The organism is Streptosporangium sp. NPDC050148, from assembly GCF_055586505.1.
In genome coordinates this window covers 1-24,812 of the sequence record NZ_JBVJIA010000030.1, presented here as the reverse complement: position 1 = coordinate 24,812, position 24,812 = coordinate 1, and the positions used below count along the sequence as shown (strand labels likewise).

Sequence of the window (24,812 nt, the reverse complement as noted above, 5' to 3'; positions counted from 1 at the left end):
CTCCGTCAGGCGGCTCCTCGTCTGGAACCTTTGTTAAAAACGACGCCCAGGACCCCGCAAAGGTTGTCGATCCTCTTTCCCGGAAGCCCGGATCGCCCGCCCGAGGCCGCGATCGGGAAGGGGCCGAGCCCTTTTCGTGTCCCGGACGGCCTTGACGCGGCCTCGATGTGAGAATAATTTTCATCCAATTGACCAGTGGTGAAAGGAATGCCTGTGGCCGCAGGTGCGCTCGGACGCATCCGGACCGAGACCCCGGCGCTGCCCGAGGCGCTGCGCCGGGTGGGAGAGGCGATCCTGGCCGACCCGGCCGCGGCGGCCCGCTCCACGATCATCACGCTGGCCGAGCGGAGCGGCAGCTCGCCCGCCACCGTCACCCGCTTCTGCCGGGTGTTCGGCTTCGCCGGGTACGCGGGGCTGCGGGTCGCGCTGGCCACCGAGGACGGCCGGGCCGCGCAGGCCAACTGGGACATGGGGGTGGGGCACGAGATCGGCCCCACCGACCCGCTCGACGCGGCGATCGGGGTGATGGCCGCCGCCGACTCCCGGCTCATCCAGGAGACCGCGGCACAGCTCGACGCGGGCACCGTCACCACGGTCGCCGAGGCCGTCGTCGCGGCCCGCCGCGTCCTCATCTTCGGCGTCTCCACCAGCGGCGCGGTGGCCGGGATGGCGGGCGGGCGGCTGCGCCGGATCCGGATCCCCTGCTGGAGCCACGCCGACGCGCACGAGGCCCTCGCCGACGCCGCGCTGCTCGGCGAGGGCGACGTCGCGATCGGCATCTCCCACCAGGGCCGTACCCGCGAGGTGCTGGAGTCCCTCGCCGAGGCGGGCGACAGGGGAGCGCTGACCGTGGCGGTCACCTCCTTCGCCCGCTCCCCGCTGGCGGAGCTGGCCGACCTGGTGCTGACCACGGCCAGCCGCGAGACCACCTTCCGGCTGGGCGGCCTGGCCGCCGTCCACTCCCAGCTGTTCGTCCTCGACACGATCTACGTCGCGGTCGCGCAGCGCACCTACGAGCAGACCAACGAGGCGTTCGAGCGGACGATCCGGGCTCTGGAGAGCCATCGCGTCGAGAGGAACTGAGCGTGGACGGCACAGCGGACGGCACGGCCGACGACGGCACGGCGCACGACGGCGCCATGGTCGACGGCACGGGGCACGACGGCACGGGGCACGACGGCAGGGTGCGCGACGGCAGGGTGCGCGACGGCACGGTGGACGTGGGGGCCGCCGACTACGTCGACCGGGTGAAGGCCCTGGTCGACGAGGTCTCCCGGACCCAGACGGACGCGGTGGGACGGGCTGCCGAGCTCATGGTCGCCTGCCTGCTCGACGACGGCGTGATCCAGGCGTTCGGCTCGGGACACTCCGAGGCGATCGCCATGGAGATCGCCGGGCGCGCGGGCGGACTGGTGCCCAGCAACCGCCTGGCCCTGCGCGACGTCGTGCTGTACGGCGAGGCCCCGGTCGCCACCCTGCTCGGGCCGGCCGGTGAGCTGGAGCGCGACCCGTCGGTCGCCCGGCGGATCTACGACCTGGCGCCCGTCCGGCCGCAGGACGTGTTCGTGCTGATCTCCAGCTCGGGGGTGAACGGCTCGGTGGTCGAGCTGGCCTCGATCGTCAAGGAGCGGGGGCACGGCCTGATCGCCCTGACCTCGGTGCGGCACAGCACCGCGATGACCTCCCGCCACCCCTCGGGCCGCAAGCTGCTCGACCTCGCCGACGTCGTGCTCGACAACCGCGCCCCGTACGGCGACGCGGTCCTGCCGCTGCCGGGCGGCGGCACGTTCGGGGCGGTCTCCACGATCACCTCGGCGCTGCTGGCCCAGATGGTCGTGGCCGAGGTGGTACGCGGCCTGACCCGGGCGGGCCGGACCCCGCCGATCTACCGCTCCGCCAACGTGACCGGCGGCGACGAGCACAACCGCCTTCTCGAGAACCGCTATGCCGGACGGATCCGGCGGGGTGCCTGACCACCGCCTTCCACTCCCAGGAGGAAGCATGAACCAGGGAAGCATGAACCAGCCGACCAGGCGTGAGCTCCTGCGCGGCGCGGCCCTGGCCGGTCTCGCCCTGCCGGTCCTGTCCGCGTGCGCCACCCCGGCCGGGAACGGCGGCGCCGCGTCCTCGGCCCCCGCCGCCGGGGCCACCAGCGCGGCCAACCCGCTCGGCTTCGCCGAGAACAGGCCCCTGGAGATCTGGATCTTCGACGGCGGGTTCGGCGACGCCTACGCCCGCGACGTCCACGAGCGGATCCTCAAGGCGAAACACCCCGGCCTGGAGATCGAGCACAACGCGACCAAGGAGGTCGCCAAGACCCTCCAGCCACGCTTCGCCGGGGGGAACCCGCCGGAGGTCGTCAACAACTCCGGCGCGGGCGCCATGGACTTCGGCGCCCTGGTCCAGGACGGCCAGCTCGCCGACCTCACGCCGCTGTACGACGCGCCGAGCTGGGACGACCCCGCCGTGAAGGTGCGCGACACCATCGACCCCGCCGCCATCGAGCTGGGCAGCTACGACGGCAGGCCGTACGTCCTCAACTACGCCAACACCGTCTGGGGCATCTGGTACTCGCGCAAGCTCTTCGAGGCCGAGGGCTGGCAGGTCCCGAAGACCTGGGACGACTTCCTGGCCCTGTGCGAGACCATCAAGAAGGCCGGCAGGACGGCCCCCTTCACCTACGCGGGCAAGCACCCGTTCTACATCTACGAGGCGATCCTCACGCTCGCCGCGAAGATCGGCGGCAAGGACGTGCTCAAGAACATCGACAACCTCCAGGAGGGAGCCTGGAAGGCGGAACCGGTCAGGCAGGCCGCCGAGGCGTTCGCCGAGCTCGGGTCGAAGTACCTGCTCCAGGGCACCGCCGGGCTCGACCACGTGCAGACCCAGACCGCCCAGAACAGGGGCCAGGTCGCGATGCTGCCCTGCGGCTCCTGGCTGGAGAACGAGCAGAAGGACTCCATCCCCGACGGCTTCGAATACGCCATGTTCCCGCTGCCCGACTTCGGCTCCTCCGATGCCCTGCCGTACGGCACCCTGCACGCCCAGCCGGGCGAGGAGTACATCGTCCCGGCCAGGTCGGCCAACCCCCGCGCGGGCCTGGAGTACATGCGCGCCATGCTCTCCAAGGAGGGGGCGGGCGGGTTCATGGAGATGGTCTCCACGCTCACCGTCGTCAAGGGGGCCGACCAGGGCCGCACGCTCAAGCCGGGCCTGAAGAGCGCCTCGACCGCGCTGGCCGCCGCGGGCGACAACGCCGTCTGGTTTCTGTTCCGCAAGTGGTACGCCGAGCTGCACGACGAGGTGGCCGCGGCCTCCGGGCAGCTCATGTCCGGCAAGCTGTCCGTCACCGAGTGGGCGGACCGCGCGCAGCGGAAGGCGGACGCGGTCAAGGCGGACTCCTCGGTGAAGAAGTTCGGCCGGTGACGGCCGCGCGGGGCGGCGCGGCGGCCGGGGGACGGCGGGGCCGGTCATGAACCACGGCAGGACACGGTTCGTCGCCGGTTTCCTCGCGCTCCCGGTGGCGCTCTACCTGATCTACGTGATCGCGCCCTACGCGCAGGCCTTCTCCATCGCGTTCACCGACTGGCGCGGGGTGAACGCGACCCCGCGGTTCGTGGGAGCGGAGAACTTCCGGCGGCTGCTGGACGACCACGTGTTCTGGACGGCGGTCGGCCACAACCTGCTCCTGCTGATCCTGCTGCCGGTCCTCACCCTCGGGATCGCCCTGTTCTTCGCGTTCCTGCTGAACGCGGGCGGGCGGGGCGGCACCGCGGGCGTGCGGGGGTCGAGGTTCTACCGGGTGGTGTTCTTCTTCCCCCAGGTGCTGGCCGTCGCCGTGGTCGCCGTGCTGTTCCAGCAGGTCTTCCGGCCCGACCGCAGCGGCATGCTCAACGCGCCGCTCATCGCGCTCGGGTTCGAGCCGATCGGCTTCCTGTCCAGCACCGACGTGGCGTTCTGGTCGATCCTCGCCGTGCTGGTCTGGCAGGCGGTCGGCTTCTACGTCGTGCTGTTCTCCGCGGGCATCGCCTCCATCCCGCGCGAGCTGTTCGAGGCGGCGTCGATCGACGGCGCCCAGGGAGCGCCGCTGTTCCTGCGGGTCACGCTGCCGCTGCTCTGGGACACCGTCCAGGTCGGCTGGGTCTACCTCGGCATCGCGGCCCTCGACGTCTTCGCCATCGTGTGGGTGATGACGGCCGAGCACGGCGGGCCCGACCACTCCACCACCGTGATGGCCGCCGAGATCTACCGCACCGCCTTCCAGTACTTCAAGTTCGGCTACGCCTCGGCGATGGGCGTGGTGCTGTTCTTCTTCACCATCGGGTTCGCGATCCTGGCCCTGCGCCTGTCGCGACGTGAGCGGATCGAGTTCTGATGGCGGACGCCGTGATCCCCCACAGCCGGGCGTACGCCCGCGAGGAGCGCCGCAGGCGCCTGGGCCCGCTGTCGGCGCTGACGCACGTCGCGCTCCTGGCGTGGACCGTCCTGGTCGTGGTGCCCATCGTGTGGACGTTCCTGGCGTCGGTGAAGAGCGAGGACGAGATCTTCGGGGACGCCTGGTCGCTGCCGGCCATGCTCCGCCTGGACAACTGGGCCCGCGCCTGGGAGCAGGCGCGCATCGGCCAGTACATGATCAACAGCGTCGTGGTGGTGGCCTTCGGCACGTTCGGCACGATGCTGCTCGGCTCGATGGCCGCGTACGTGCTGGCCCGCTACCGCTTCCGCGGCAACCGGGCCGTCTACCTGCTGTTCGTCTCCGGGCTGGCCTTCCCGGTCTACCTGGCGCTGACCCCGCTGTTCTTCGTGGTGCAGAACATGGGGGCGGTCCCGGTCATCGGCCCGTACATCGGGCTGAACACGCACGGCGGGCTGGTGCTGGTCTACATCGCCTACTCGCTGCCCTTCACGGTGTTCTTCCTGGCCGCGTTCTTCAGGACGCTGCCCGGCGCGGTGGCCGAGGCGGCCTTCGTGGACGGGGCCTCGCACGCCCGGGTTTTCTTCCAGGTCATGCTGCCGATGGCCAAGCCGGGCATCGTCAGCGTGACCATCTTCAACGTGCTCGGCCAGTGGAACCAGTACCAGCTCCCCCTGGTGCTGCTCACCTCCGACCGGGAGAAATGGGTGCTCACCCAGGGCATCGCCGACATCTCCACGGCCGCCGGCTACGACGCCGACTGGGCGGCCCTGTTCGCCGCGCTGAGCATGGCCATCCTGCCGATGCTGATCGTGTACACCCTCTTCCAGAGCCAGATCCAGAAGGGCCTCACCGCGGGCGCGCTCAAGTGACGCGGCCCGGCAGGGAGGCCGGGGCGACGGCCCGCGACGGGTGGCGTACACCCGGCACCACCCGGCCGCAGCCACCCGTCGCGGACCGTCGCCCCCGTCGCGGACCGTCGTCACCCGCAGCCACCCGTCGCGGATCGTCGCGGGCCGGTCCGGGGCGGTCCGGGCCGTCGCGGGGGCGCCGCTATCGTGTGGCGCATGCACCGCACCCGTCTGTACGCCGTCATCATCGACGCCCCCCGACAGGAGGCGTCCCGGGCCGCCGATTTCTGGGCCGCCGTGCTCGGGAGCACGCCCCGGCCGGTACCGGCCGAGCCGCAGTTCACCGACCTGCCGGAGGCCGTCCCCGGTCTGACCGTGGCGGTGCAGGCGGTCGACGACACGGCCCGCTACCACCTCGACATCGAGACCGACGACGTGGACGCCGAGACCGAACGCCTGCTGGCCCTCGGGGCGACCGAGATCGACCGCTGGCTGGAGTGCCGCATCCTGCGGGCGCCCGGGGGGCACCTCCTGTGCGTCGTGCCCGTGCACAGCGACCCCGAGTTCTTCGCCGCGCACGCCCGCACGATAACCCCGTGACCCTCGCGACCCCCTGACCCCCGTTCTCGGTGCCCTGGGGTCCTCAGACGAGCAGCAGCGACTTGCCGACCGTGCGACGTTCGGCGAGGGAGGTGTGCGCGTCCCTCGCCCGCTCCAGCGGGAAGGTCGCGCCGATGTGCGGCCGGATCCTTCCCTCGGCGGCCAGCGAGAGCGCCTCCGCGAGCAGTTCCCGCACCAGGAGCGGGTCGGGCGGCCCGGCCGCCAGCGTGTTGGTCGCCCGGACCCGTCGCTCCTCGGCCAGTGACGGGTCGATCTCGAGGAACCCGCCCCCGGCGGTGCCGTAGGTGAGGAACCGGCCGCCGCCGGCCACCGTCTCGAACGTCGCCCTGCCGAGCTCGCCGCCCGCGCCGTCGAAGGCGAGGTCGACCCCGGCGCCGCCGGTCACCTCGCGCACCCGGTCCCCCCAGCCCGCGAGCGAGTAGTCGACCGCGGCCTCCGCCCCCAGTTCGCGGGCCAGCGCCAGCTTGCGCTCGCCCCGGGCCGCCGCGACGACCCGGGCGCCGGCGTCGCGCGCCAGCTGCACCAGCAGCGACCCGGCACCGCCCGCGGCGGAGGTCACCAGCACCCACTCGTCCTTCCCGATCTCCGCCGTACGGGCGAGGTTCAGCGCGGTGACGCCGTCGTGCAGCACGGCCGCCGCCTCGGCGGACCCCAGGGCGCCGGGCACCTCCATGACCTCCTCCACACCGGCGACGATCCGCTCGGCGTAACCGGTGGAGGCGCCGGCGACCACGCGCCGCCCGGCCCAGCCGGGATCCACGCCCTCGCCGACGGAGAGCACCCGTCCGGCACCACCGTGGCCGGGGACGTACGGGAGCGTCCGGGGGAAGAAGTCCTGTCCCCAGCCTCCGCGCAGCAGCGTGTCGAGGTAGATGACGTCGGCGGCCTCCAGCGCCACCACGACCTGTCCCGGGCCGGCGACCGGCTCGGGGACCTCCTCGAGCACCAGTACCTCGGGACCGCCGAACTCCCGTACCTGAATCGCGCGCATCATGACCAGCCTTCCCCTCGTGGTCGATCTCGTGCGCACAGCCTGAACCCTCAAGTTAAGTCGAGGTCAAATCGGGCCGCCCGATCCCCCGGGGAAGCCTCCGCGGGGGATCGGCGCTCAGCGGGTCTGGAGGTTCTTGAGGGCCTCGCGGCGGCTCAGCCCGCTGATGCCGGTGTGGTCGACGTACCGGACGACCTCGCCGGGGTTGGTCTTGGCGTACTCGCGCAGGGCCCAGCCGATCGCCTTGCGCGCGAAGAAGTCGTTGTCCGACAGGCTCGGCTCGATGCAGGCGTACAGCAGACCGGTGTCGGTGGCGGCCTTGAAGCGGTTCTGGCAGAGGATCGCGGTGCGGCGCTTCCACAGGTCGGTGCCGCGGGCCCAGCGGAGCATCAGCGGGCGCATGACGTCGGGGTAGGCGGCGAGCAGCCCGCCGATCCGGTGGACGGCGAGGTCGTCGACGTAGTCCCACCACGCCCCGGTGACGATCATCTCCTCGTACATCGGCAGCGTGTCCGTGGTCTGGAAGGCCCGGTAGAGGCGGAAGCCGGTCAGCTCGATCGCCGCATAGCGCTCCTCGCGGTACTCGGCCCCCCGCCACAGCGCCAACGTCGCCTCCTGCCAGGCGTACGACACCTCGACCGGATACTCGGCGAAGACCCGTCGCAGCGCGGCGCGGCGGGGGGCGGCCTGCACGCCGAGGAAGGGCATCGCCGACTTCATGTAGGCCTGCATGATCGGGGCCTTGGCGGGGTCGGCCACGTCGGTGAGCGCCATGCGCACGGCTTTCTGCAGAATCTCCACGCTCGCACACCACTTCCGTTCACTTCGCGGACGCTTGATTCTCACAGGCCGTGCGGGTCGCCGCGCCGGGTTCGCCGACGCCGTCACACCTTCTGGCTGCTCCGCTCGCCGGTCGCCAGGCCGTCGAACAGGACGGTGATGTAGTGCTCGGCCAGGCTCGTGGTGTTGAGGCGGCCTCCGGGGCGGAACCAGCGCACCGCGACCCAGATGGTGTCGCGGATCATGCGGTAGGTGAGCTTGGGGTCGACGTCGGCGCGGAACAGCCCGGAGGCCTGGCCGAGCTTGATCTGCTCCACCCACATCCGCTCGACCTCGTCCTCGGCCCTGACCAGGTAGTCGAAGCGGTCGCCGGGCAGGGAGCGCAGGTAGTTCCAGTCGTTCTGCATGACGGTGATCGCGGCGCGGTGCGGCTCCAGGGTGCTGAACCCGATGCGCACCATCTCTGAGAGAATCGTGCGGGAATCGCCGCCGGCCTCCAGGGCGGCGCGGTAGCGGCCCACCAGGTCGTCGAGGAAGGTGGTCAGCACCTCGTCGACGATCGTCTCCTTGGAGTCGAAGTGGTGGTAGAGGCTGCCGGACAGGATGCCGGCCTCCTTGGCGATCTCCCGGACGCTGGTCGCCTGGAAGCCCTTGCGGGCGAAGAGCTCGGCGGCGAGCTTGACGAGGTGGTCGCGCCGCTCGGACGCGGGGCCGGAGGTGGCCGTCCGCTTGGTCGCGCCCTGGCGCTTGACCGGGGTCGTGGTCGCGCCGCCGGCGTTCTTTCGCGTGTTCACGTCCCCCATTATGAGCCCTTGCGCAATCGCTTGTTCACCTGAACGCTCCAGCTCATCCCGGCTCCCGAATGTGACCAAGCGTTTGCTACAGGGATTGTCGGGTGAAGTGACGCAGGGATGGGACGACGGCCGGGGCGTACATCGCCGGCACGGTCCGGACCCCGGGGACCGCGGGAACGGCGGCCTGGCCGCGCGAGACCGGCGCCGTTCACCGACGTTCGAGGACGGCCGGGCAGATCCCCCGGGTGCCGGAAACACCGGAGGCGCCGGGGCCTCGCCCCCGGGGCGGCGACAGCCAGCTCTCCAGCAGGGCACCTGCCCCGGGTGAGGACTCCGCCAGCGCCGGCAGCAGCGTCCAGGACGTCCGGTCGCGCCGGGGCGAGAGCTCCCAGACGGTCGTGCCCGCGTACAGCAGCAGCCGGCCCCCGCGCTCCCGCGTGTAGAGGACCGGCGGTCTCGCTGCGGCCTCGGAGAACCTCCGCCAGACGTCCTCCTCGGCGCCGACCGTGAGCACCGGCTCCAGGGGCCACGGCCTCCGCCATCGCGCGGCCAGCCGGGCGTCCATCTGTCTTTGGGTCGGCCGCCGGGCGAAGGACAGGTCCGCCTCGGCCATTGCGTGGGTGAAGTAGCGGACGGCCTCCGCCAGCGCGGCCCGGTCGTCCAGCCGCACCCCGGTCTCGACCCCGTCGAGCAGCCCGTGGGCGGCGTCGAAGTTCGCGGAGAACAGCGCGCCCACGCTCCGGTCGGCGATGACGCCTTTGGCGTGGTTGAGAGAGTCGGCGTGCACGCGTACCCCCAGATCGGCCAGGGCGGTGGCGTCGGCACGGTGGACGGCCATGTTGTTGCGTCCCCGGCACAGCAGGTCGACCCGTAGCGGCCGCTTCCCCATCGCGCGCTCCAGCGGTCCGAGGAGCAGATCCCGCCGGCCGCCGAGCCCGTTCAGCGAGAAGGTGGCCAGGATGAGGCTGCTCCGCGCCCGGTCGATCACGTCGTGCAGGTGGTCGAGGATGAACGACTCGTCGTCATGGGTCCAGATGACGCCCGGACCGGAGGGCTTCCCGGGAAGCGGGACGCGGCACGGGCTCGGTTCCGGCTCGCGCCGCTGCACGGAGTAGGTCGCTGATCCCGGTGGCATCTCGTAGGGACAGGAATGCCACAGCCGTACGAAGAACCGGGCGATCCTGTCCACCTCGGCGGGCTCGGTGACGACGACGCCGTTCTCCCCGATCGTGTTGAGCCCGTTGGTGTCCAGGTTGGCGCTGGAGATCAGGGCGACCCGGTCGTCCACCACGACGAACTTGGCGTGGCAGTCGGGGTGTCCCCGTACCGCGATACCGTGCCGGGTCAGCTCGGCGAAGTGCTTGCGCTGGGTGCGCACGGCGTCGTCGACGTCCCCGGCGTTCCGGTCGTCCTCCAGCTCGGCCAGACGGCGGCGCAGGCTCTGTTCGCTGAGCTCGGAGACGACGTATACGCCGCCCCGCAGCCGTGCCGCCGTGGCGTACAGGGCCTCCAGCAGGGACTTCTCGCCCAGCAGGTAGCTGGCCACGAACACCTTGTCACGAGCCCCGGTGATCAGTTCGAGTGCCGCCTCCTTGATGGTCCGGGGGGATCCCGCGTAGGTGAAGACGTGCCGGTAGCCGTCACGCGCCCCGTCGCGGTCCCCTTCGCCGGGCCGGTACGGGCCGTGGGTCCGGGGAGCGTCGCGCAGCAGGAAGAACCCCTCGTCGAAGGTGAGCGCGCCGAGGTCGAGCCGGTCAGTCATAGGCGAAGTCCTCGCGTCGGCGCAGCTCGTAGGCGAGCGCGTAGTGGCCCAGTGCCCATATCCGTTCGCGGACCGACTCCTCGGTCAGCGCGTCCCCGTGGTGCCTTCGCGCCTCGGAGCAGGCTCGTTCCAGCTCGGCGGCCGGGTCGTCCGCCGACATCACCGATGTGACGACGTCGTCCCGCGCGAACAGCAGGCGGGCCTCGTCGTCGGCAGGGAAGAACCGGCAGGAGACCTCGACCACCGCCTCCTCGCCCTGCAGGGCGAGCCCGGCGATCTCGCCCGGCGTCCGGCCCTCGTCGCAGATCGCCCGGGTGACCTCCCCGGTCACCAGCACCTCCCACGCGGCCGGTCCGCGTCTTCGCATATCGGGGAGCGGCCCGTCATGGCCGTCCCGCGGGCCGAGCTCCCTCCAGGCGGCCCGCCGCGTCACCGGGTCACCGAGACGGCCGGCCGGCTCCAGCCACCGATCGAACAGCTGATCGGCGCCGCTCAGCCGGACCTCCAGCTCGACCCGCTCGCGATCCTTCCCGGTACGTCGGCCGGAGCCGATCAGGGTGACGTCCGCGACGTGCCCGCCGGGGCCTCCGCGCACCACGGCACGGCAGCGGGGGGCCGGGCACAGCCCCGGCAGATCCGGTCCTCCAGGTCCGCCTCTCAGGTCCTCCACCAGGGGGACGTCACCGTGGTCGGGGACCGGCACGTCGACGATGCCCGCGGCCTCTCCCCGTACCGTCCCCTCGCGGACGCGCATGCCCAGGTAGGCCGCCCTGCCGTACTGTCTCAGGCCGGGCGGGACGGGGGCCCGCTGATCCGCGGTGAACTGTCGGCGTTCGAGGTCACGCAGCCAGCCGCCCTGTCCGGGGCCCTGCCCCGAGCCTTGACCCGGGCCCTGCTCCGAGCCGACGACGAGCAGGTCACCGGTGCGCGGCAGCAGGACGAAGTCGGCGGACGAGCGCACCAGCCCGTCGACGGCCTGCCGCCTCAGAGCGTCCGTCGCCCGCCCGGGATCCACCCGGTAGCCGACACCGTCGGACGCCAGTACCCCGTCCGCGACCAACCGCCACGCCGCTCCAGCGAGCACGCCGGACGGCAGTCCTGTCACCGCGGAGAAGTCGGCGGGCTCGACCGTGCCGAGTGCCAGTCCCATCTCCAGGACGAAGCGTTCCAGCGACGTCAGCTCGCGTGACCGTCTGACCAGCACCGGCACGCCGCGCCAGTACAGCATCGGCAGGAACGCCTCCGAGACGACGGCGACCGCGTCGTCCCCGAGCGCGACCGGGGTGATCCGCGTGATCTTCACGAGGGCGTCTCCTCCAGCTGCTTGATCAGCAGCGCGGAGGGGGCGCCGGGGGAGAACCGGGCGGCCAGGTTCGCGTAGAAACGCTCCGCCTCGGGTACCCCTCGCAGCCCGAGAAGGGTGTTGAGGTGACCGACCAGCATGATCGAGCGACGTGCCCGGCTGCACGCGACGTTGAGCCTGCGAATGTCCTGCAGCCACAGGGCGAAGCCCGGCCGCTCGCGCAGAGGGCCGCGCCGGGTACGGCAGAAGCTGATGACGACCAGATCGCTCTGCTGCCCCTGGATCGCGTCGATGGAGTCGATCACCTGGAACCTGAGGGTTCGGAACCCCGGCCCTCCGGGTGCCTCCAGCCGTTGCCGGATCGCGCGTGCCTGGGCGCGGTAGAAGGTCAGCACGCTGACGGTCACCTCCCTCTCCCCGCGGGCGGTCAGCTCCTGTTCCCAGATCCTGCAGGCAGAGGCGACGAGATCGGCTTCGTGGTCGTTGACGAACCCGGTGCCCACGAGCCTCTCGTCCGCCCTGGGGTGACCGGAGGTGTCGACGAGGACCAGTGGCTGCCGGAACGTCTGGCCGGTCACGAGCGGCGTCACCCCCGAGGCCGCCAGCACCTCCGGTGACGGGCTGACGTAGCGTCCGCCGTACACAGGGTCCCTGACCAGGGCGGCGATGGGGTCGATCATCCTGCGCTGCTCGACGAGCTCCTGGCGCAGGGACGGCGGGGCCTGCACGACGCATCGCTCGAACAGGCTGCGCACGAGGTGGGTGCGCATCGCGCCGAGCAGTTCCCGGTCGGCGTCGGCGCCATGGTCGCGGAGCCGGCGCCGCCCCTTGGAGAAGGCGTCCCTGTACGGCCTGGGCCAGTGCCCGCGCGATCGGACGCGCTCGGTGATCTCCAGGACCGAGTCGGCGCGGAACCGGTGCAGCTCCTCGTCCTCCTTCCACAGGCGTCCCAGGGTGTCGACCGCGGAGCGGACGTCGGGGACGGCGCCCCTGTCGGTCATGTGGAGGGCGTTCAACGCGTGCAGGAAGTGCTCGTCCCGGGCCTCGACATAGGGGGGAAGCTGCTTCTCGTCCCCGACCAGCACCCACCGGCGGGCCTGCTTGGCCCCGATGAGGAACTCGCTGTCGACGACCCGGCTGGCCTCGTCGACGATGAGGGTGTCGAACTCCTCGTCGCGCAGGTCCTTGATGCCGCCGAATCCGACGGTGGTGCAGCAGACGAGGTTGGCCGAGGCGGCGAGCTGCTCGCCCAGCCTGGTCGTGACGTCCCGCTGTCCGTCCGGCCCCGCCGCCCGGTCCAGGCCGGTGAGCTGGAACCAGCGCTGTTCGAGGTGGGCGTAGCGGTCCAGGCGCCATTCGCGCTCCCGGGCGCGGTCGGCCCGCGCGATCATCTCGGCGTCGCCGGCGTCCGCCATGCCGGGGTCGGGCAGCAGGCCCGCCGTCCGCAGGCGCGCCTCCCCGGCCTCCTCGGCCAGCCGCGCGGCCCGCGCGCACACCCTGCCGTCGTGGGCGTCCTGCTCGGTGCCTCGCGCCCGGACGGCCTCCAGATGCCACTGCTCCTCGGCGCGTGCCGTGGCGGTGTGCCGGTGGGCCCCCTGGGCCGCGTCCAGCTCACCGTGCGCCGCCCGGTGCGCCCGGCGCAGCCGGCCCAGCTCCCCGGCCCCGAACCACGCCAGCACTCTCGGCCCGATCGTCGCCTCGGCCTCGAACCGGTCGAGGGCCTCCCGCGCCAGGCGCTCGGCGTGCCCGGCGTGGGCCAGCCGCGCCTCGGCGGCCCGGTGGGCCTCCGCGGCCGCGAAGGCCCGCCACTCGGCCTTCTCCGCGACGGCACGGTGCCGGGCGCGGTTGCGCGCGCGTTCGCGTGACGATGCCTCATGCCGTGCGGCCGCCTCGGCCGCGGCCCGCCTGGCCTCGACGTAGGCCTCGATCCGCTCGCGCTCGTGTGCGAGGCGGGCCGCCTCGGCACGCCACCCGGCCACCCCGGAGTCCCCGGGACGACGTGCCCTGCGCGCGATCTCACCCACGATCTCCGTTCTCGTGAACCGCCGCAGCTCGGGCCGTACCCGGGTGTCGTCGTACACCGCGCGCAGCGGGAACACGCCTTCGACATCGCTGAGGCGCCGCAGGACCTCGTCGACCGCGACGTGCATCGGCGCGAGCAGCAGCACACGTTCCCCGCGCTCCACGAGCTGCCGGACGATCTCCGTGATCACGGTGGTCTTGCCGGTCCCGGGCGGGCCCTGGATGAAGAAGGCGTGCGGACTGCCCACCGCGCCCGCGACGGCCGCGCGCTGCTCGGCGTTGAGCTCCGGGGAGAGGAAACGGACCGGTGGCGGGGGTGAGGGAAGGGCGGGGAGCGTCGCGGGCGCGCTGAGCATCCGCGCCAGCATGTCCCAGTCGCCGACGACCTCCTCCTGCAGCAGCCGGTTGACCGCGTAGGAGTGCGGTGCCAGTGCGAAGCGCGCGGTGCTGGTGAGGGTCACCCGCGTTCCCGGCGGGAGGGTGAGGCGGTCCGGCCGCGCCAGGTGGAGCACGCCCTCGCCGGCCGACTCGACCCGTACCCTCGCCTTGTCCCTCCCGGCCTCCACGGTGACCGGGGTGCCGATGCCGAACCCGTCGGCCGGGCCGTACAGGCGGACCGGGAGGGTGTCGGCAGGAAAGAGCGGCGATGGGCCGAGGACCTCGCCCGGGAGACTGACCTTCTCCTCGTGCTCGATCCGCAGCGCGAGGAGGTCGATCATCATCAGCAGCGCCGAATAGTAGCGGCGCACGTCCGCGTGCAGGCGGGCGCTCTCCATGATCCGCTCGTCCGGCGAGCCGAGGTGCTCGGCGGCGAGGTCGCGGGCCCGGCGGGCGGCGCGGATCCGTTCCCGCACCTCCCGGTGGACGGCCTCCATGTCGCAGACGCGCTGCTGGGAGGGAGGATGGAAGGACACCGCGGCACTGACCGTGAATTCCGTGCGGGAGGGGCGCGTGCGCTGCTTCACCGAGGTCACGACCGCCAGGGGCTCGCCGCTGTGCAGCTCCGGTTGGTTGCTGACGAAGATGTCGTAGCGAGGCCCGCTCAGGCGGAAGTAGTCACCGCTGCCGCCGGTCAGCCTGGCGCTGACGAAGCCCTTCCGTAGATCCTCCTCGACGTCGCGGATGTCCGCGCCGATCCGGGCCAGTTTCTCGGGCAGGCCCGCCCGGTAGGTGAGCGGGAGCCGGATCGCCCCGTCAGGGGCGTTCAGGACGACGCGGACCTCGCGGGAGTACTCGATGAGCCACACCAGCGGGATCGCCATGAGCAGCATGGTGCCGAGCACGTCGTCGCCCTACCGGTCGGTGCGGACGAACCGCAGGTCGTCGCAGAGCGCGGTGACGTTCTCGGCCGCTCCTCGTACGGCCCATGCCGCGCGCAGGACGATACGGGCCTTGGTGCCGAGGGTGAGGCTGTCCTTCGGGCTCACCGGACGGTCGCCGTGGGCCAGGATCGACCTGTTGCGCGCGGTGACCAGCGTGTTGAGGTGCGACAGGGCGGGGGTCTCGGAGATCCCGGCCCTGCGGGGCAGCGTGTCGCCCAGTGCCGTGAGCAGGGCCGCCGCGCTCATCAGTCCGATGACGGGTGGCAGGGTGTCCATCGCCCCCGTCCGGCCCAGGGAGGACTGGATTCGGCCGTAGCGCTCCCGCAGGCCCGGCACGTCGTCGGTGAGGAGGGAGTAGTCCGGCCGGTCGCAGGTGAAGCCGGGCGCCAGTGACTCCAGCCGCCCGGCCAGGCAGCCCTCGATGGTCCGGTAGGACAGCAGCGCGGCGAAGTCGTGGCGGCCGAGCTCCCGATAGTGCTCGCCGAGCACGAAGCAGCCGATCACCAGGCTGTCCCGGTCTCCCGCGGCCAGCCGCCGCAGGAAGGCGACCTGGCGCGTGATCCGTTCGGTCGTCTCTGCGCTGATCTGGTACGACTCGTGGGCGAGCGCCGCCTCGACCGTCTCCACGCACGCGGGGAGCCGGTCGAGATTCAGGTCGCACCAGGCCCCGTACAGATCCGACAGGGCCCGCATGAAACGCGCTCGCCCCGGTGCCGCCAGGCTCTCGCACAACTCGTCATATCGCTGTCGCGCGCTTTCGAAGGCGCCGCTGGCGAAGACCTGCAGCGCCCCGGCCATCTCCTGCTCGCCGAAAAGGGCGGTGGGGTTGTCGAGGATGAGAAGCCGGTCCGAGCCGGGAATGGGGCGGTGCCGCACGGGGTCGTACACGCTGTCGACATAACAGAGATCCAGTCCCAGCTGCCAGGCGGCCAGGGCCGCCGCCGCACTCATGACCTTCCGGCCGCCGGTGATGTCGATGATCGCGTACGGGCGGGAGCCGTCGGCCGGGCGGAGTCTGTCCAATTCCTCCTTGACAATCCGGTAAATCCCTAATGGGTCGGTGGGGGTGCAGGAACGGTGCGTGAAGTCGCGTTGCCGTAGCCGGCCGGGACCCACCAGGCTCTCGGCGATGACGTCGATGCTGTCCTGGGCGGTCTCGGAGGAGACAACGAGGAGCCGCCGGGGTTTCAGCGCCTTGCAGGTGATGATCGTGGTGAGCGGGGAGAAGCCGGAGAGGCTGATCAGCAGCTCGACGGGCTCCCGCGCGCTCGTGACGCCTTCCCCTGCGGCTCTGGCGACCACGTCGTCGACCAGGTGGTCCAGGTAGAAGCGGACCGCCTGGGAGGCGGGATCGCCCTCTCCATAGCCCTCCTCGCCGCGCTCGATCCGCTGGAGCCGGGCGGTCCTGTTGTCGAACGAAATCATGTACCGATCCCTGTACGGTCGACGGACGGGCTTTTCGAGATCTTGAAACATGTGCCGGCGTAAAGCGATGGCTTCGCGAATATATCTTCTTATGGCGGTACCTGAATTAGGTGACGAAGAAGATCCTGAGTCCCTCATCCTCGGGCGTACGGGATTCTCGCCGCCGTCATCTGACATGGAAGGCATGATGGTATTCGCGCTTCTATATGTGCACTAAACCGTCAGATGCTCATCAAGATGATGCAAATGGGTAATAAAGGGTCTCGCATGGTGAATCGGGCGAGGTGTCCCGCGGTGCGGGAGGGGGGTGACGCCTTCCGGTGATCCGCGAGGGCGCGGGGAGCCGCCACGCCGTGCGCCGACCGGAGGTGGCGGCCACGGTGCCCGCCCAGGAAGGTGGCCGGATCGGATGCCTTGGCAGGGAGGTGCGGGACAGCGTCCGGGCCGTGCCGGTGAGGGCTCCCGTCCGCGACGTGTTCCCGTACGGTCCGCGCACAACGGGGTGTGATCACGAAATCGGCGGGTCCATGACGAAGACCCATGGTCAACCCCCTAGCAATTAGGAAACTTTCCTATTAGATTTGCGCCCAAGCCGCCGTGGGAGCGCTTTCCCGGCGGGTCGGGCAACGTGGTGTCTGACGCGTCCTCGGCAGGGAACACCGGCCGGTCGTCAGGCGAGGAGGGTGAATGAAGCGCGGCCCAGAGCTGCTCCGTCTGGCGGAGACGGTCGTCTTTCCCGGCTTCGAGGGCAGAACGCCGCCCGACTGGCTCCGTCGCCGGCTCGGTGAGGGGCTGACCGGCGTGGTGCTCTTCTCCCGGAACATCGCCACCCCCGCGCAGGTCGCCGATCTCACCGCCGCGCTCCGCGAGGAGAACCCCCAGCTCCTCGTCGGCATCGACGAGGAGTCCGGCGAGGTCACCCGCCTGGAGGCCGTGGACGGCAGCACCCGGCCGGGCAACTTCGCCCTCGGCGTGGCCGACGACCCAGCCCTCACCGAGGAGATCGCCGCGGACCTGGGCCGCGACCTGGCCGCCGCGGGGGTCAACCTCAACTTCGCCCCCTCGGCGGACGTGAACTCCAACCCTGACAACCCGGTCATCGGGCTGCGTTCCTTCGGTGCCGACCCCGACCTGGTGGCCCGGCACACCGCCGCCTGGATCCGGGGCATGCAGTCGGCGGGCGTGGCCGCGTGCGCCAAGCACTTCCCCGGCCACGGCGACACCTCGGTCGACTCCCACCACGGCGTGCCGCTCGTCACCGCCACCGCCGAGGAACTGCGCGACGTGGCCTTGCGCCCCTTCCGCGCGGCCGTCGCCCAGGGGGTACGCACGATCATGACCGGTCACCTCCTGGTCGGCGCCCTGGACCCCGCGATGCCCGCCACGCTCAGCCGGCCGATCCTGCACGGCCTGCTCAGGGACGAGCTGGGCTTCGACGGCGTCGTCGTCACCGACGGCATCGAGATGGCCGCGGTCTCCCGCTCGTACGGGATCGGCGGCGCCTCGGTCCTCGCCGTCGCCGCGGGCGCCGACGCGATCTGCGTGGGCGGCGAGCACGCCGACGAGGAGACCGCGATCGCGGTCCGCGACGCCATCGTGGACGCCGTGATCGAGGGCCGGCTCGACGAGGAGCGGCTGGCCGACGCGGCCCGCAGGGTCTGCGAGCTGGCCCTCTGGACCACCTCCGCGGCGCGCCGGACGTCCGCGAACCCCGCAGAGGACGCGCGCACCCCCTCCGGACCGCCGATCGGCCTGGCCGCCGCACGACGGGCCCTTCGGGTGACCCGCCGCTCCGCGGCCGCGGTGCTCCCGCTCGCCTCCCCGCCGCACGTCGTCGAGCTGGCCCCCGAGATGAACCTCGCCATCGAGAAGGACACCCCCTGGGGGGTCGGCGAGCCGCTCGGCAAGCTGCTGGCCGGGACCACGGTCACCAGGCTGGAGGCCGCCACCGCCACCGGCGGGGCGATCGAGGCCGCGCTCGTCGCCGCGACCGGGCGTCCGCTGGTCGTCGTGGTCCGTGACGCCCACCGCCACGCCTGGCAGACCGACGCGCTCCGCCACCTCCTGGCCGCCCGTGCCGACGCCGTCGTGGTGGAGATGGGCCTGCCCGGCCGCTCCGACCTCGGCGCGGTCCACATCGCCACCCACGGGGCCGCCCGCGTCTGCGGCCAGGCCGCCGCCGAACTCCTGGCCGGGGAGCCGGTCGTCACCTGACCCGCGGGTCGGCCTTCTGTCCCGTGGAGGCGCCCGGTGATTCTGTCGGGGCGGGCTGCTTGAATCGCCGCATGGATGCGGCGAGGTTGCTGGCGGACCAGCGAGAGATCAAAGGGGCCGACCTGGCGGGGCTCTCGCTCGGCGGGCACCTGGCCGAGGACGGCCCCTACGTCTTCACGGAGTGCGATCTCACCGGCGCCGACCTCGCCGGGGCGTCGCTGGTGGACGCCGCCTTCGAGGGGTGCGTGCTGGAGGGGGCCGACTTCCGCCGGGCCGATCTGGACGGGGCCCGTTTCTCCGGTGGCGGGGGAGCCGGGCTCAGGTTCGGCGGTGCCGACCTCGTCGACGCGGTCTTCGGCGACGTCGACCTGTCGGGCGCGGTCTTCGAGTCGGCCCTGCTCACCGACGCCTCCTTCACCGGCTGCCGCATGATCGGTGCCGTGCTCTCCACCTGCCGGGGCACCGGCTACCGGTTCGACGGCTGCAACCTGACGCTGGCCGAGCTGGTGGGCTGCTCGTTCCGGGGCCTGCACCTGCGTGGTGTCCGCCTCGACGACGCGAACCTGTCGGGCTGTGACTTCACCAAGACCGTGTTCGAGGACTGCCGCCTGATCGGCACCCGTACCGTCGAGACGGTCTTCGCCGGTGCCGACCTGCGCGGTGCCGACCTGGGCGAGGTCGACGACACCCGGCTCCGGTCGCTGCGCGGAGCGGTCGTCAGCCCCGTCCAGGCCGCCGCCATCCTCGCCCTGCGCGGCCTGACCGTGAACTGACGGGCCGGGGCCTCACCCCGGCGTCGGCTGCTCTGAACCGGGGCCCGGGGAGGTCCTGGTGGTCTCCGGCGTCCTCAACGACGGTGACCGGGACCACCCGGCACCACCGCACCGTCCCTCGTTTCTCGTCACGGCTCCCGGGGGCGGGCGGCTGCCGGGAGACCTCCCTAAGTAAGGTGTCTCCTATTAGTTTGGTGCTGACAGAGGGAGATGTTCCGGTGGGAGCTTCCGCGGTGTACGTGACCTGGGCCGACCCCGAGAAGGTGGACGACGAGAAGGAGATCGCCGTCGCCGCCTGGGCCGAGGCGGGGATCACCGGACGGGTGGAGCGATGGGACGACCCCGGGGTCGACTGGGCGGCGTTCGACGCCGTCGTGGTCCGTACCACCTGGGACTACGTGGACCGCAGGGCGGAGTTCCTCGCCTGGGCGCGGCGCGTCGGGTCGGTCACCCGGTTGCTCAACCCGGCCGACGTGCTGGAGCGCAACACCGACAAGACCTACCTGCGGGAGCTGGACGCGCCCATCATCCCCACCTACTGGGGTGTGCCGGGCGAGGCCGTGGACTTCCCGGACCTCGACGAGTACGTGGTCAAGCCGTCGATCTCGGTGGGGGCCCGCGACACCATCAGGACCGCCGACCGTGCCGAGGCCGAGGCGCACGTGGCCCGGCTGACCGGCGCGGGGCGGACCGCGATGATCCAGCCGTACCTGGACATGGTCGAGACCGAGGGGGAGACCTCGCTGCTCTACTTCGGCGGCCGGTTCAGCCACGCCGTCCGGCGCAACGCCATGCTGGGGGGCGAGGCCAGCAAGCCGGGACAGGGGACCGACGACCACGGCCGGTTCCGCGACCCCGACCCGGACCAGGTCGCGCTGGCCGAACGGGTGCTCGCCGGATACCCGACCCTGCTGTACGCCCGGGTCGACCTGGTCCGCCTGGCCGACGGCGCCCCGGCCCTGATCGAGCTGGAGCTCACCGAGCCCTACCTGTTCCTGCGGTACGCGCCCGACGCCCCCGGCAACCTGGCCCGCGCCCTGGCCGAGGCGCTCTGACCGAGGCGCTCCGGCCGCCCGCGGGCCCGTCGTTCGTGGGGACGCGGGCCCGCGTCATCCCGCCAGGCCGTGCACGTGCTCCAGGCCGAGCGGTGACGGCGGCGGCAACGGGACGGCCGGGTCGGCGCGGTCGGCGCGGAAGGAGTGGAGCAGGTAGGCCACCAGCCGCCGGGACGCCGCCGACGCCGCCTCGGCGGAGCCGGCGGTGATGCCGTTGTTGGCCATGAGCAGCAGCGTGAGGTCCGTGTGGTCGAAGTCGGCGCGCAGGTGACCGGACTCCTTGGCCCGACGGGTCAGCTCGGCGAACCCGTGCTCGGCGCGGGCGCGCTCCCGCCCGAAGCCGGCCGCGCCGGGGAACGCCCGCAGGAACGCCGCGGTGAACCCCCGGTCGACGGCCTGCATGGCGCACACCCTCTCGATGACCGTACGGAATCCGCGCCACGGGTCGGGGTCGGCGAGGGCGTCGTCGACGACCGACGCGCACGCGGTGAGCCGGTCGGCGAAGACCTCCGTGACCAGCGACTCCCGGGTGGGGAAGTGCCGGTAGAGCGTGGCCGTCCCGACACCGGCCCGGCGGGCGATCGCGGTCATCGGCACGTCGAGCCCGCGCGCGGCGAAGGCCTCACCGGCGGCCGCGACGATGCGGTCGCGGTTGTGGCGCGCGTCCGCCCGCAGCCCGCCCCCCTGGGCGGGAACGGTGCCGGAGGCGCGCGGTATCCGAGAGGAACGAGAAGGCATGTGTCTCACATCGTCTCTAAGTGGGCTACCCCGTCCGTTTGGACCATAGCCTGACCGCACCGGGGCTCTTTCCCCAGGTGACGAGGGCGGATCCGCTCGGCCGCGCGAGGTGCGGAGCGGCGGGTCCGGAGAATGCCGGTGGACACCGGCGGATCGGACGGCGACGGTGAGCCAGATGCGCGCGGCCCTGTACGACAGGTACGGGCCTCCGGAGGTGCTGTACGAGGGCAGGGTGCCCACACCGGTCGCCGGTCCCGGGGAGGTGCTGGTGCGCGTCCACGCCACCACCGTGAACGGGGGCGAGCTCATGGGCCGGGCGGGGAGGATACGGCCCGTGACGGGACTGCCGCCGGGGTGGGGCTTCCCGAAGCGCACCGGGATCGACTTCGCCGGTGAGGTCGCGGCCCTGGGGTCGGCCATGTCCGGCCTCGCCGTGGGCGACCGGGTGTGGGGGACGTTGCCGCGCGGGGTCTTCGGGAGCAGCGCCGAGTTCGTGGTCGTCCGTCCCCGGCAGCTGGCCCACGCGCCGGCCGGGCTCGACCTGGTCCAGGCCGCGGCGCTGCCCGTCGGCACGACGGCGATCACCGCGCTGAGGGACAGGGCCCGTCTCAGGGAGGGGGAGCGGCTGCTGGTGCGCGGTGCCGCCGGCGGGGTCGGCAGCGTCGCCGTCCAGCTCGGCCGGGCCTACGGCGCACGCGTCACCGGGCTCGCCGGCGCGCGGAACCTCGACCTGGTACGGGATCTCGGCGCCGACGAGGTCCTCGACTACGCGACCACCGGCCCGGCCGACCTCGGGCCGTTCGACGTGATCTTCGACAGCGCCGGCACCGACCTGGGCGCCTACCGCCGCCTCCTGGCGCCTGGCGGGCGCATGGTGTCGATCACCTTCGACAGCCGGAAGGTCGTCCCTTCTCTGTCGTACGTCATCGCCTCCGTCGTGTTCGGTTCCCGCAGGGTGCGGTTCTTCAGCGGGAACCCCACCCACCGGCTCTTCGCCGACCTGACGGCGTACGTGGAGAGCGGGGCGCTGCGGCCGGTGGTGGACACCGTGCACCCGCTCGCCGACATCGCCGGGGCGCACCGCGCGCTGGAGGCCGGCGGCGTCCAGGGGAAGCACGTCGTCCGGATCGTGTGAGAACGCGGCGCGCGGCCCGTGAGGAGACGAGCCGCGCGCCGCGCCCGGTCAGTTCGGCAGGACCACCGCGAGCGGGGAGACACCCGCGGTGCGCAGCGCGCCGGGGAGCCTCCCGGCCCAGGGGTGCTCGTGCGCGTCCAGGCCGCCGGGGTTGGCGACCGTGAACCGGACCGCGCCGCCGGTGGCGGCCTGCTCGGTCCAGACGGCGCCGAGGCCCTTCAGCACCGAGGCGACCCGGTCACGGCCGGACGCCGCGACGGTGACGCGGATCGGCGACTCGCGGTCCGGGACGGCCGCCGCCGCCCTGGAGGCGTCGGGTGCAGGGGCGCGCGACGACCGGGCCGAGGCCGACGGCAGGTCGGCGGTGATCGCGTTGGCGACGATCTTCGCCGTGCCGTCGGTGAAGGCCCGGAAGTTCGGCTCGGCGGCGAACAGCACCGCGTGACCGGCGCCGACCGGTTCGGCGACCGACGCCGCCGTCCCGGCGAGCTCCTCGGCGCCCAGCGCGAAGCCGGACAGGAACCACTCGGGCGAGCCCGCGGCCGGGTAGGAGGTCAGCACGTGTGCCGGGTTCGCGGCCCGCATGACGAGGTCGTAGGCGTAGAACTGCATGACGTCCGGACCGACGTCACGGCTCAGCGGCCCCTGGGCCACGGTGGTGCGCAGCAGCGAGCCGGGGACGTCCGAGGTCGGCTCGGTCAGCGTCACACCGGAGATCCCGGCCAGCACGGCGAGCTGGGTGCCGCCCGACCAGCCGACGTAGCGCCCGCCGGCGCCGACCCAGTCGCGCAGCGCGGCGCGGCCGGTCTCGCCGAGGGTGGTGTTCGCGGCGTTCGCCGGGCCGTCCGGTACGAGCAGCACGTCCAGCCCGGCCAGGCCGCCCGCGGCCACGTCGGCCGGGGTGAGCACCCGGTAGGGCAGCTTCCACTCGCGGTCCAGGCGGTGGCGGAGCCAGCCGGAGGACTCGGCGGCGTTCTGCGCGGTGCCGCCGGACAGCTGCAGGACGCCGATCGCGCGGGAGGTGGTGACCCGTGCCGAGGGGGCGTCCACCGCCCGCACCGGCGTGGCGAGGGGGAGCAGGGCCCGGCCGGAGGAGCCGCCGGAGACGTTGCCGAGCAGCGGCAGGCTCCACGCGGTCACGTCGTAGAAGTAGGGGAACGGCGTGTAGGTGTCCTCGTTCAGCATGGCCTGGATCCAGTGCTTCTGGCCCTGGGCCATCGGGATCCAGTAGGTGCCCCTGGGCAGCGTGGTCCTGGTCCCGGGCCTGCCGTAGGGCTTGAAGTCACCGACCGTCAGCGGCCTGGCCAGCCTGAACACCTGGACGTCCATCCGCTGGAGACGCCGTACGACGAGGTCGGTCTCGGCCTTCTTGGCCGGGTCGTCCGCGCGCAGGAAGTAGTGGCGCACCTTCCGGTCGGGCACCTGGGTGATGACCTCGTTGCCCGGGTTGTAGACCTGGTTCGGCTCCAGCCTTCCTTCGAGACCCTGCTTGAAGGCCTCGGCGTACATGCCGTGCCAGGTGGTGAGGATCTCGGTCTTCTTCGCCGCCGCGGCCGAGAGCGAGACCCACTGGGTGAGCCACTGCTCGAAGGTACGGGCGGCGATCGGGGAGGCGTTGCCCTTCTCGAACGTCATGCCCGCGGCGTTGAAGCCGGTGGTGGGGACCGTGTCGCCGTAGCCCATGTAGAACATGTCGTAGACGTCGCGGTTGAAGAACGGGATGCCGCGCCTGGTGAACTCGCCGATCATCGCGGCGCCGTAGGTGTTGTTGATCCAGTCGATCGCCGGCTCGGCGATGTCGTGGTAGAACGGGTCGGCGTTCGGCGGGAAGAAGTACTCGGTGCCGCCCATCTCGTGGGCGTCGATGAAGAGCTGCGGGGGGTACTTCCGCATCAGCTCGATCTTGCCGTCGGTCTCCGGCTGGGTCCGCGCGAACCAGTCGCGGTTCATGTCGAAGGAGTAGGCGTTCCGCCGGGTGTCGGCCTCGCGGCCGTCGGGGTTCTGGGTCGGCAGGATCACCACGACGGCGTTGTCCAGGATGCGCCTGGCCGCGCAGTCGTCCCGCCCGGCCAGGTCGTGGAGGGTCTTCAGGGCGGCGTCGGTGCCGCTCTCCTCGCCGCCGTGCACGTTCCCGGCGACCCACAGGATCGCGGGCGTGTTCCTGGCCAGGACCCTCGCGGCGCCCGCGGGGGTGAGCGGGTTGCGCAGCAGCTTGATCGAGGTCTCGATCGCGCGCAGGTTCCGGATGTTGTGCGGGGTGCCGACGACGGCGTACTTCAGGGGGCGCCCCTCGGCGCTGGTGGCCAGGGTGCCGGAGACGACCCGGTCACTGGCCCTGTCGATCGCGCCGAGCAGGGTGTCGGACTCGGCCGAGGTGACCTCGCGCTCGCCGAGGTCGAAGCCGAGCACGCTCCTGGGGGTGGGGACCCTGCCGTGGTAGGCGGGGGGAGTCCCGGTGGCGTCGCAGGCGGGCGCGGGGGGTGCGGCGGGGGTGGGATCCGCGTGGGCGGCCCCTGAGGGGAGGGGGGGGGGGGGGGGGGGGGGGGGGGGGGGGGGGGGGGGGGGGGGGGGGGGGGGGGGGGGGGGGGGGGGGGGGGGGGGGGGGGGGGGGG

19 protein-coding genes are annotated in these 24,812 nt (G+C 72.3%); 10 read left to right on the top strand and 9 right to left on the bottom strand.

Annotation, left to right across the window (positions count from 1 at the left end):
* The first annotated feature begins 207 nt into the window (after positions 1-207).
* The 6 genes from ACZ6RT_RS28500 (at position 208) to ACZ6RT_RS28475 (ending at position 5,865) form a co-directional block, all read left to right on the top strand.
* Positions 208-1,083, top strand: a complete 876-nt coding sequence (locus ACZ6RT_RS28500; RefSeq protein ID WP_399196564.1) for a MurR/RpiR family transcriptional regulator — start codon at positions 208-210, stop codon at positions 1,081-1,083.
* A gap of 2 nt (positions 1,084-1,085) precedes the next feature.
* Positions 1,086-1,973, top strand: a complete 888-nt coding sequence (locus tag ACZ6RT_RS28495) for a sugar isomerase domain-containing protein (RefSeq protein WP_470157129.1) — start codon at positions 1,086-1,088, stop codon at positions 1,971-1,973.
* 28 nt (positions 1,974-2,001) lie between these two features.
* Positions 2,002-3,426, top strand: a complete 1,425-nt coding sequence (gene ngcE / locus ACZ6RT_RS28490) for an N-acetylglucosamine/diacetylchitobiose ABC transporter substrate-binding protein (RefSeq protein ID WP_399196566.1) — start codon at positions 2,002-2,004, stop codon at positions 3,424-3,426.
* A 46-nt stretch (positions 3,427-3,472) separates the two neighbouring features.
* A complete protein-coding gene (locus ACZ6RT_RS28485; RefSeq protein ID WP_470157128.1) occupies positions 3,473-4,375 on the top strand; it encodes a carbohydrate ABC transporter permease in 903 nt (300 codons plus the stop codon).
* Entirely contained in the window at positions 4,375-5,286 is a 912-nt protein-coding gene (locus ACZ6RT_RS28480; protein WP_470157127.1) for a carbohydrate ABC transporter permease, read from the top strand. Before ACZ6RT_RS28485 ends, ACZ6RT_RS28480 begins: the two co-directional genes overlap by 1 nt.
* A 195-nt stretch (positions 5,287-5,481) precedes the next feature.
* A complete protein-coding gene (locus ACZ6RT_RS28475) occupies positions 5,482-5,865 on the top strand; it encodes a VOC family protein (RefSeq protein ID WP_470157126.1) in 384 nt (127 codons plus the stop codon).
* A 43-nt stretch (positions 5,866-5,908) separates the two neighbouring features.
* Here the strand turns inward: ACZ6RT_RS28475 and ACZ6RT_RS28470 are convergent, their stop codons facing one another.
* The 7 genes from ACZ6RT_RS28470 to ACZ6RT_RS28440 all read right to left on the bottom strand — a co-directional run bounded on the left by ACZ6RT_RS28470 (position 5,909) and on the right by ACZ6RT_RS28440 (position 16,285).
* Entirely contained in the window at positions 5,909-6,880 is a 972-nt protein-coding gene (locus tag ACZ6RT_RS28470; protein ID WP_470157125.1) for a zinc-binding dehydrogenase, read from the bottom strand.
* A 114-nt stretch (positions 6,881-6,994) separates the two neighbouring features.
* Positions 6,995-7,678: a DNA alkylation repair protein gene (locus tag ACZ6RT_RS28465; RefSeq protein ID WP_399196571.1), complete on the bottom strand. Its 684-nt coding sequence runs from the start codon at positions 7,676-7,678 to the stop codon at positions 6,995-6,997.
* Positions 7,679-7,761: 83 nt separating this feature from the next.
* Positions 7,762-8,451: a TetR/AcrR family transcriptional regulator gene (locus tag ACZ6RT_RS28460; RefSeq protein ID WP_399196572.1), complete on the bottom strand. Its 690-nt coding sequence runs from the start codon at positions 8,449-8,451 to the stop codon at positions 7,762-7,764.
* A 208-nt stretch (positions 8,452-8,659) separates the two neighbouring features.
* Complete coding sequence (locus tag ACZ6RT_RS28455; RefSeq protein WP_470157124.1) at positions 8,660-10,213, bottom strand: phospholipase D-like domain-containing protein; 1,554 nt, start codon at positions 10,211-10,213, stop codon at positions 8,660-8,662.
* The gene (locus tag ACZ6RT_RS28450) at positions 10,206-11,516 is read right to left on the bottom strand and encodes a hypothetical protein (protein WP_470157123.1); all 1,311 of its coding nucleotides are present in this window, start codon (positions 11,514-11,516) and stop codon (positions 10,206-10,208) included. Before ACZ6RT_RS28450 ends, ACZ6RT_RS28455 begins: the two co-directional genes overlap by 8 nt.
* Positions 11,513-14,821 carry a DEAD/DEAH box helicase gene (locus tag ACZ6RT_RS28445; RefSeq protein WP_470157122.1) on the bottom strand — a complete coding sequence of 1,103 codons (3,309 nt, stop codon included), beginning with the start codon at positions 14,819-14,821 and terminating at the stop codon, positions 11,513-11,515. Before ACZ6RT_RS28445 ends, ACZ6RT_RS28450 begins: the two co-directional genes overlap by 4 nt.
* Before the next feature lie 9 nt (positions 14,822-14,830).
* Complete coding sequence (locus ACZ6RT_RS28440; protein WP_470157121.1) at positions 14,831-16,285, bottom strand: hypothetical protein; 1,455 nt, start codon at positions 16,283-16,285, stop codon at positions 14,831-14,833.
* Between the two features lie 687 nt (positions 16,286-16,972).
* On the opposite strand from ACZ6RT_RS28440, the gene ACZ6RT_RS28435 reads away from it, so the two are divergent.
* The 3 genes from ACZ6RT_RS28435 (at position 16,973) to ACZ6RT_RS28425 (ending at position 20,327) form a co-directional block, all read left to right on the top strand.
* Positions 16,973-18,499, top strand: a complete 1,527-nt coding sequence (locus ACZ6RT_RS28435) for a glycoside hydrolase family 3 protein (protein WP_470157120.1) — start codon at positions 16,973-16,975, stop codon at positions 18,497-18,499.
* Positions 18,500-18,570: 71 nt separating this feature from the next.
* Positions 18,571-19,272 (top strand): pentapeptide repeat-containing protein, encoded by a 702-nt coding sequence (locus tag ACZ6RT_RS28430; protein WP_399196574.1) that lies wholly within the window; start codon positions 18,571-18,573, stop codon positions 19,270-19,272.
* Positions 19,273-19,490: 218 nt separating this feature from the next.
* On the top strand, positions 19,491-20,327 hold the full coding sequence (locus tag ACZ6RT_RS28425; RefSeq protein ID WP_470157119.1) for an ATP-grasp domain-containing protein: 837 nt from the start codon (positions 19,491-19,493) through the stop codon (positions 20,325-20,327).
* Between the two features lie 54 nt (positions 20,328-20,381).
* Here ACZ6RT_RS28425 and ACZ6RT_RS28420 read toward each other — a convergent pair whose 3' ends face one another.
* Positions 20,382-21,065, bottom strand: a complete 684-nt coding sequence (locus tag ACZ6RT_RS28420) for a TetR/AcrR family transcriptional regulator (protein ID WP_399196576.1) — start codon at positions 21,063-21,065, stop codon at positions 20,382-20,384.
* A 175-nt stretch (positions 21,066-21,240) separates the two neighbouring features.
* Here ACZ6RT_RS28420 and ACZ6RT_RS28415 point away from each other — a divergent pair, with 175 nt between their 5' ends.
* Positions 21,241-22,200 carry an NAD(P)-dependent alcohol dehydrogenase gene (locus ACZ6RT_RS28415; RefSeq protein ID WP_470157118.1) on the top strand — a complete coding sequence of 320 codons (960 nt, stop codon included), beginning with the start codon at positions 21,241-21,243 and terminating at the stop codon, positions 22,198-22,200.
* Between the two features lie 48 nt (positions 22,201-22,248).
* On the opposite strand, the gene ACZ6RT_RS28410 is transcribed toward ACZ6RT_RS28415, so the two are convergent.
* Complete coding sequence (locus ACZ6RT_RS28410) at positions 22,249-24,609, bottom strand: M14 family zinc carboxypeptidase (RefSeq protein WP_470157117.1); 2,361 nt, start codon at positions 24,607-24,609, stop codon at positions 22,249-22,251.
* Between the last annotated feature and the right edge of the window lie 203 nt (positions 24,610-24,812).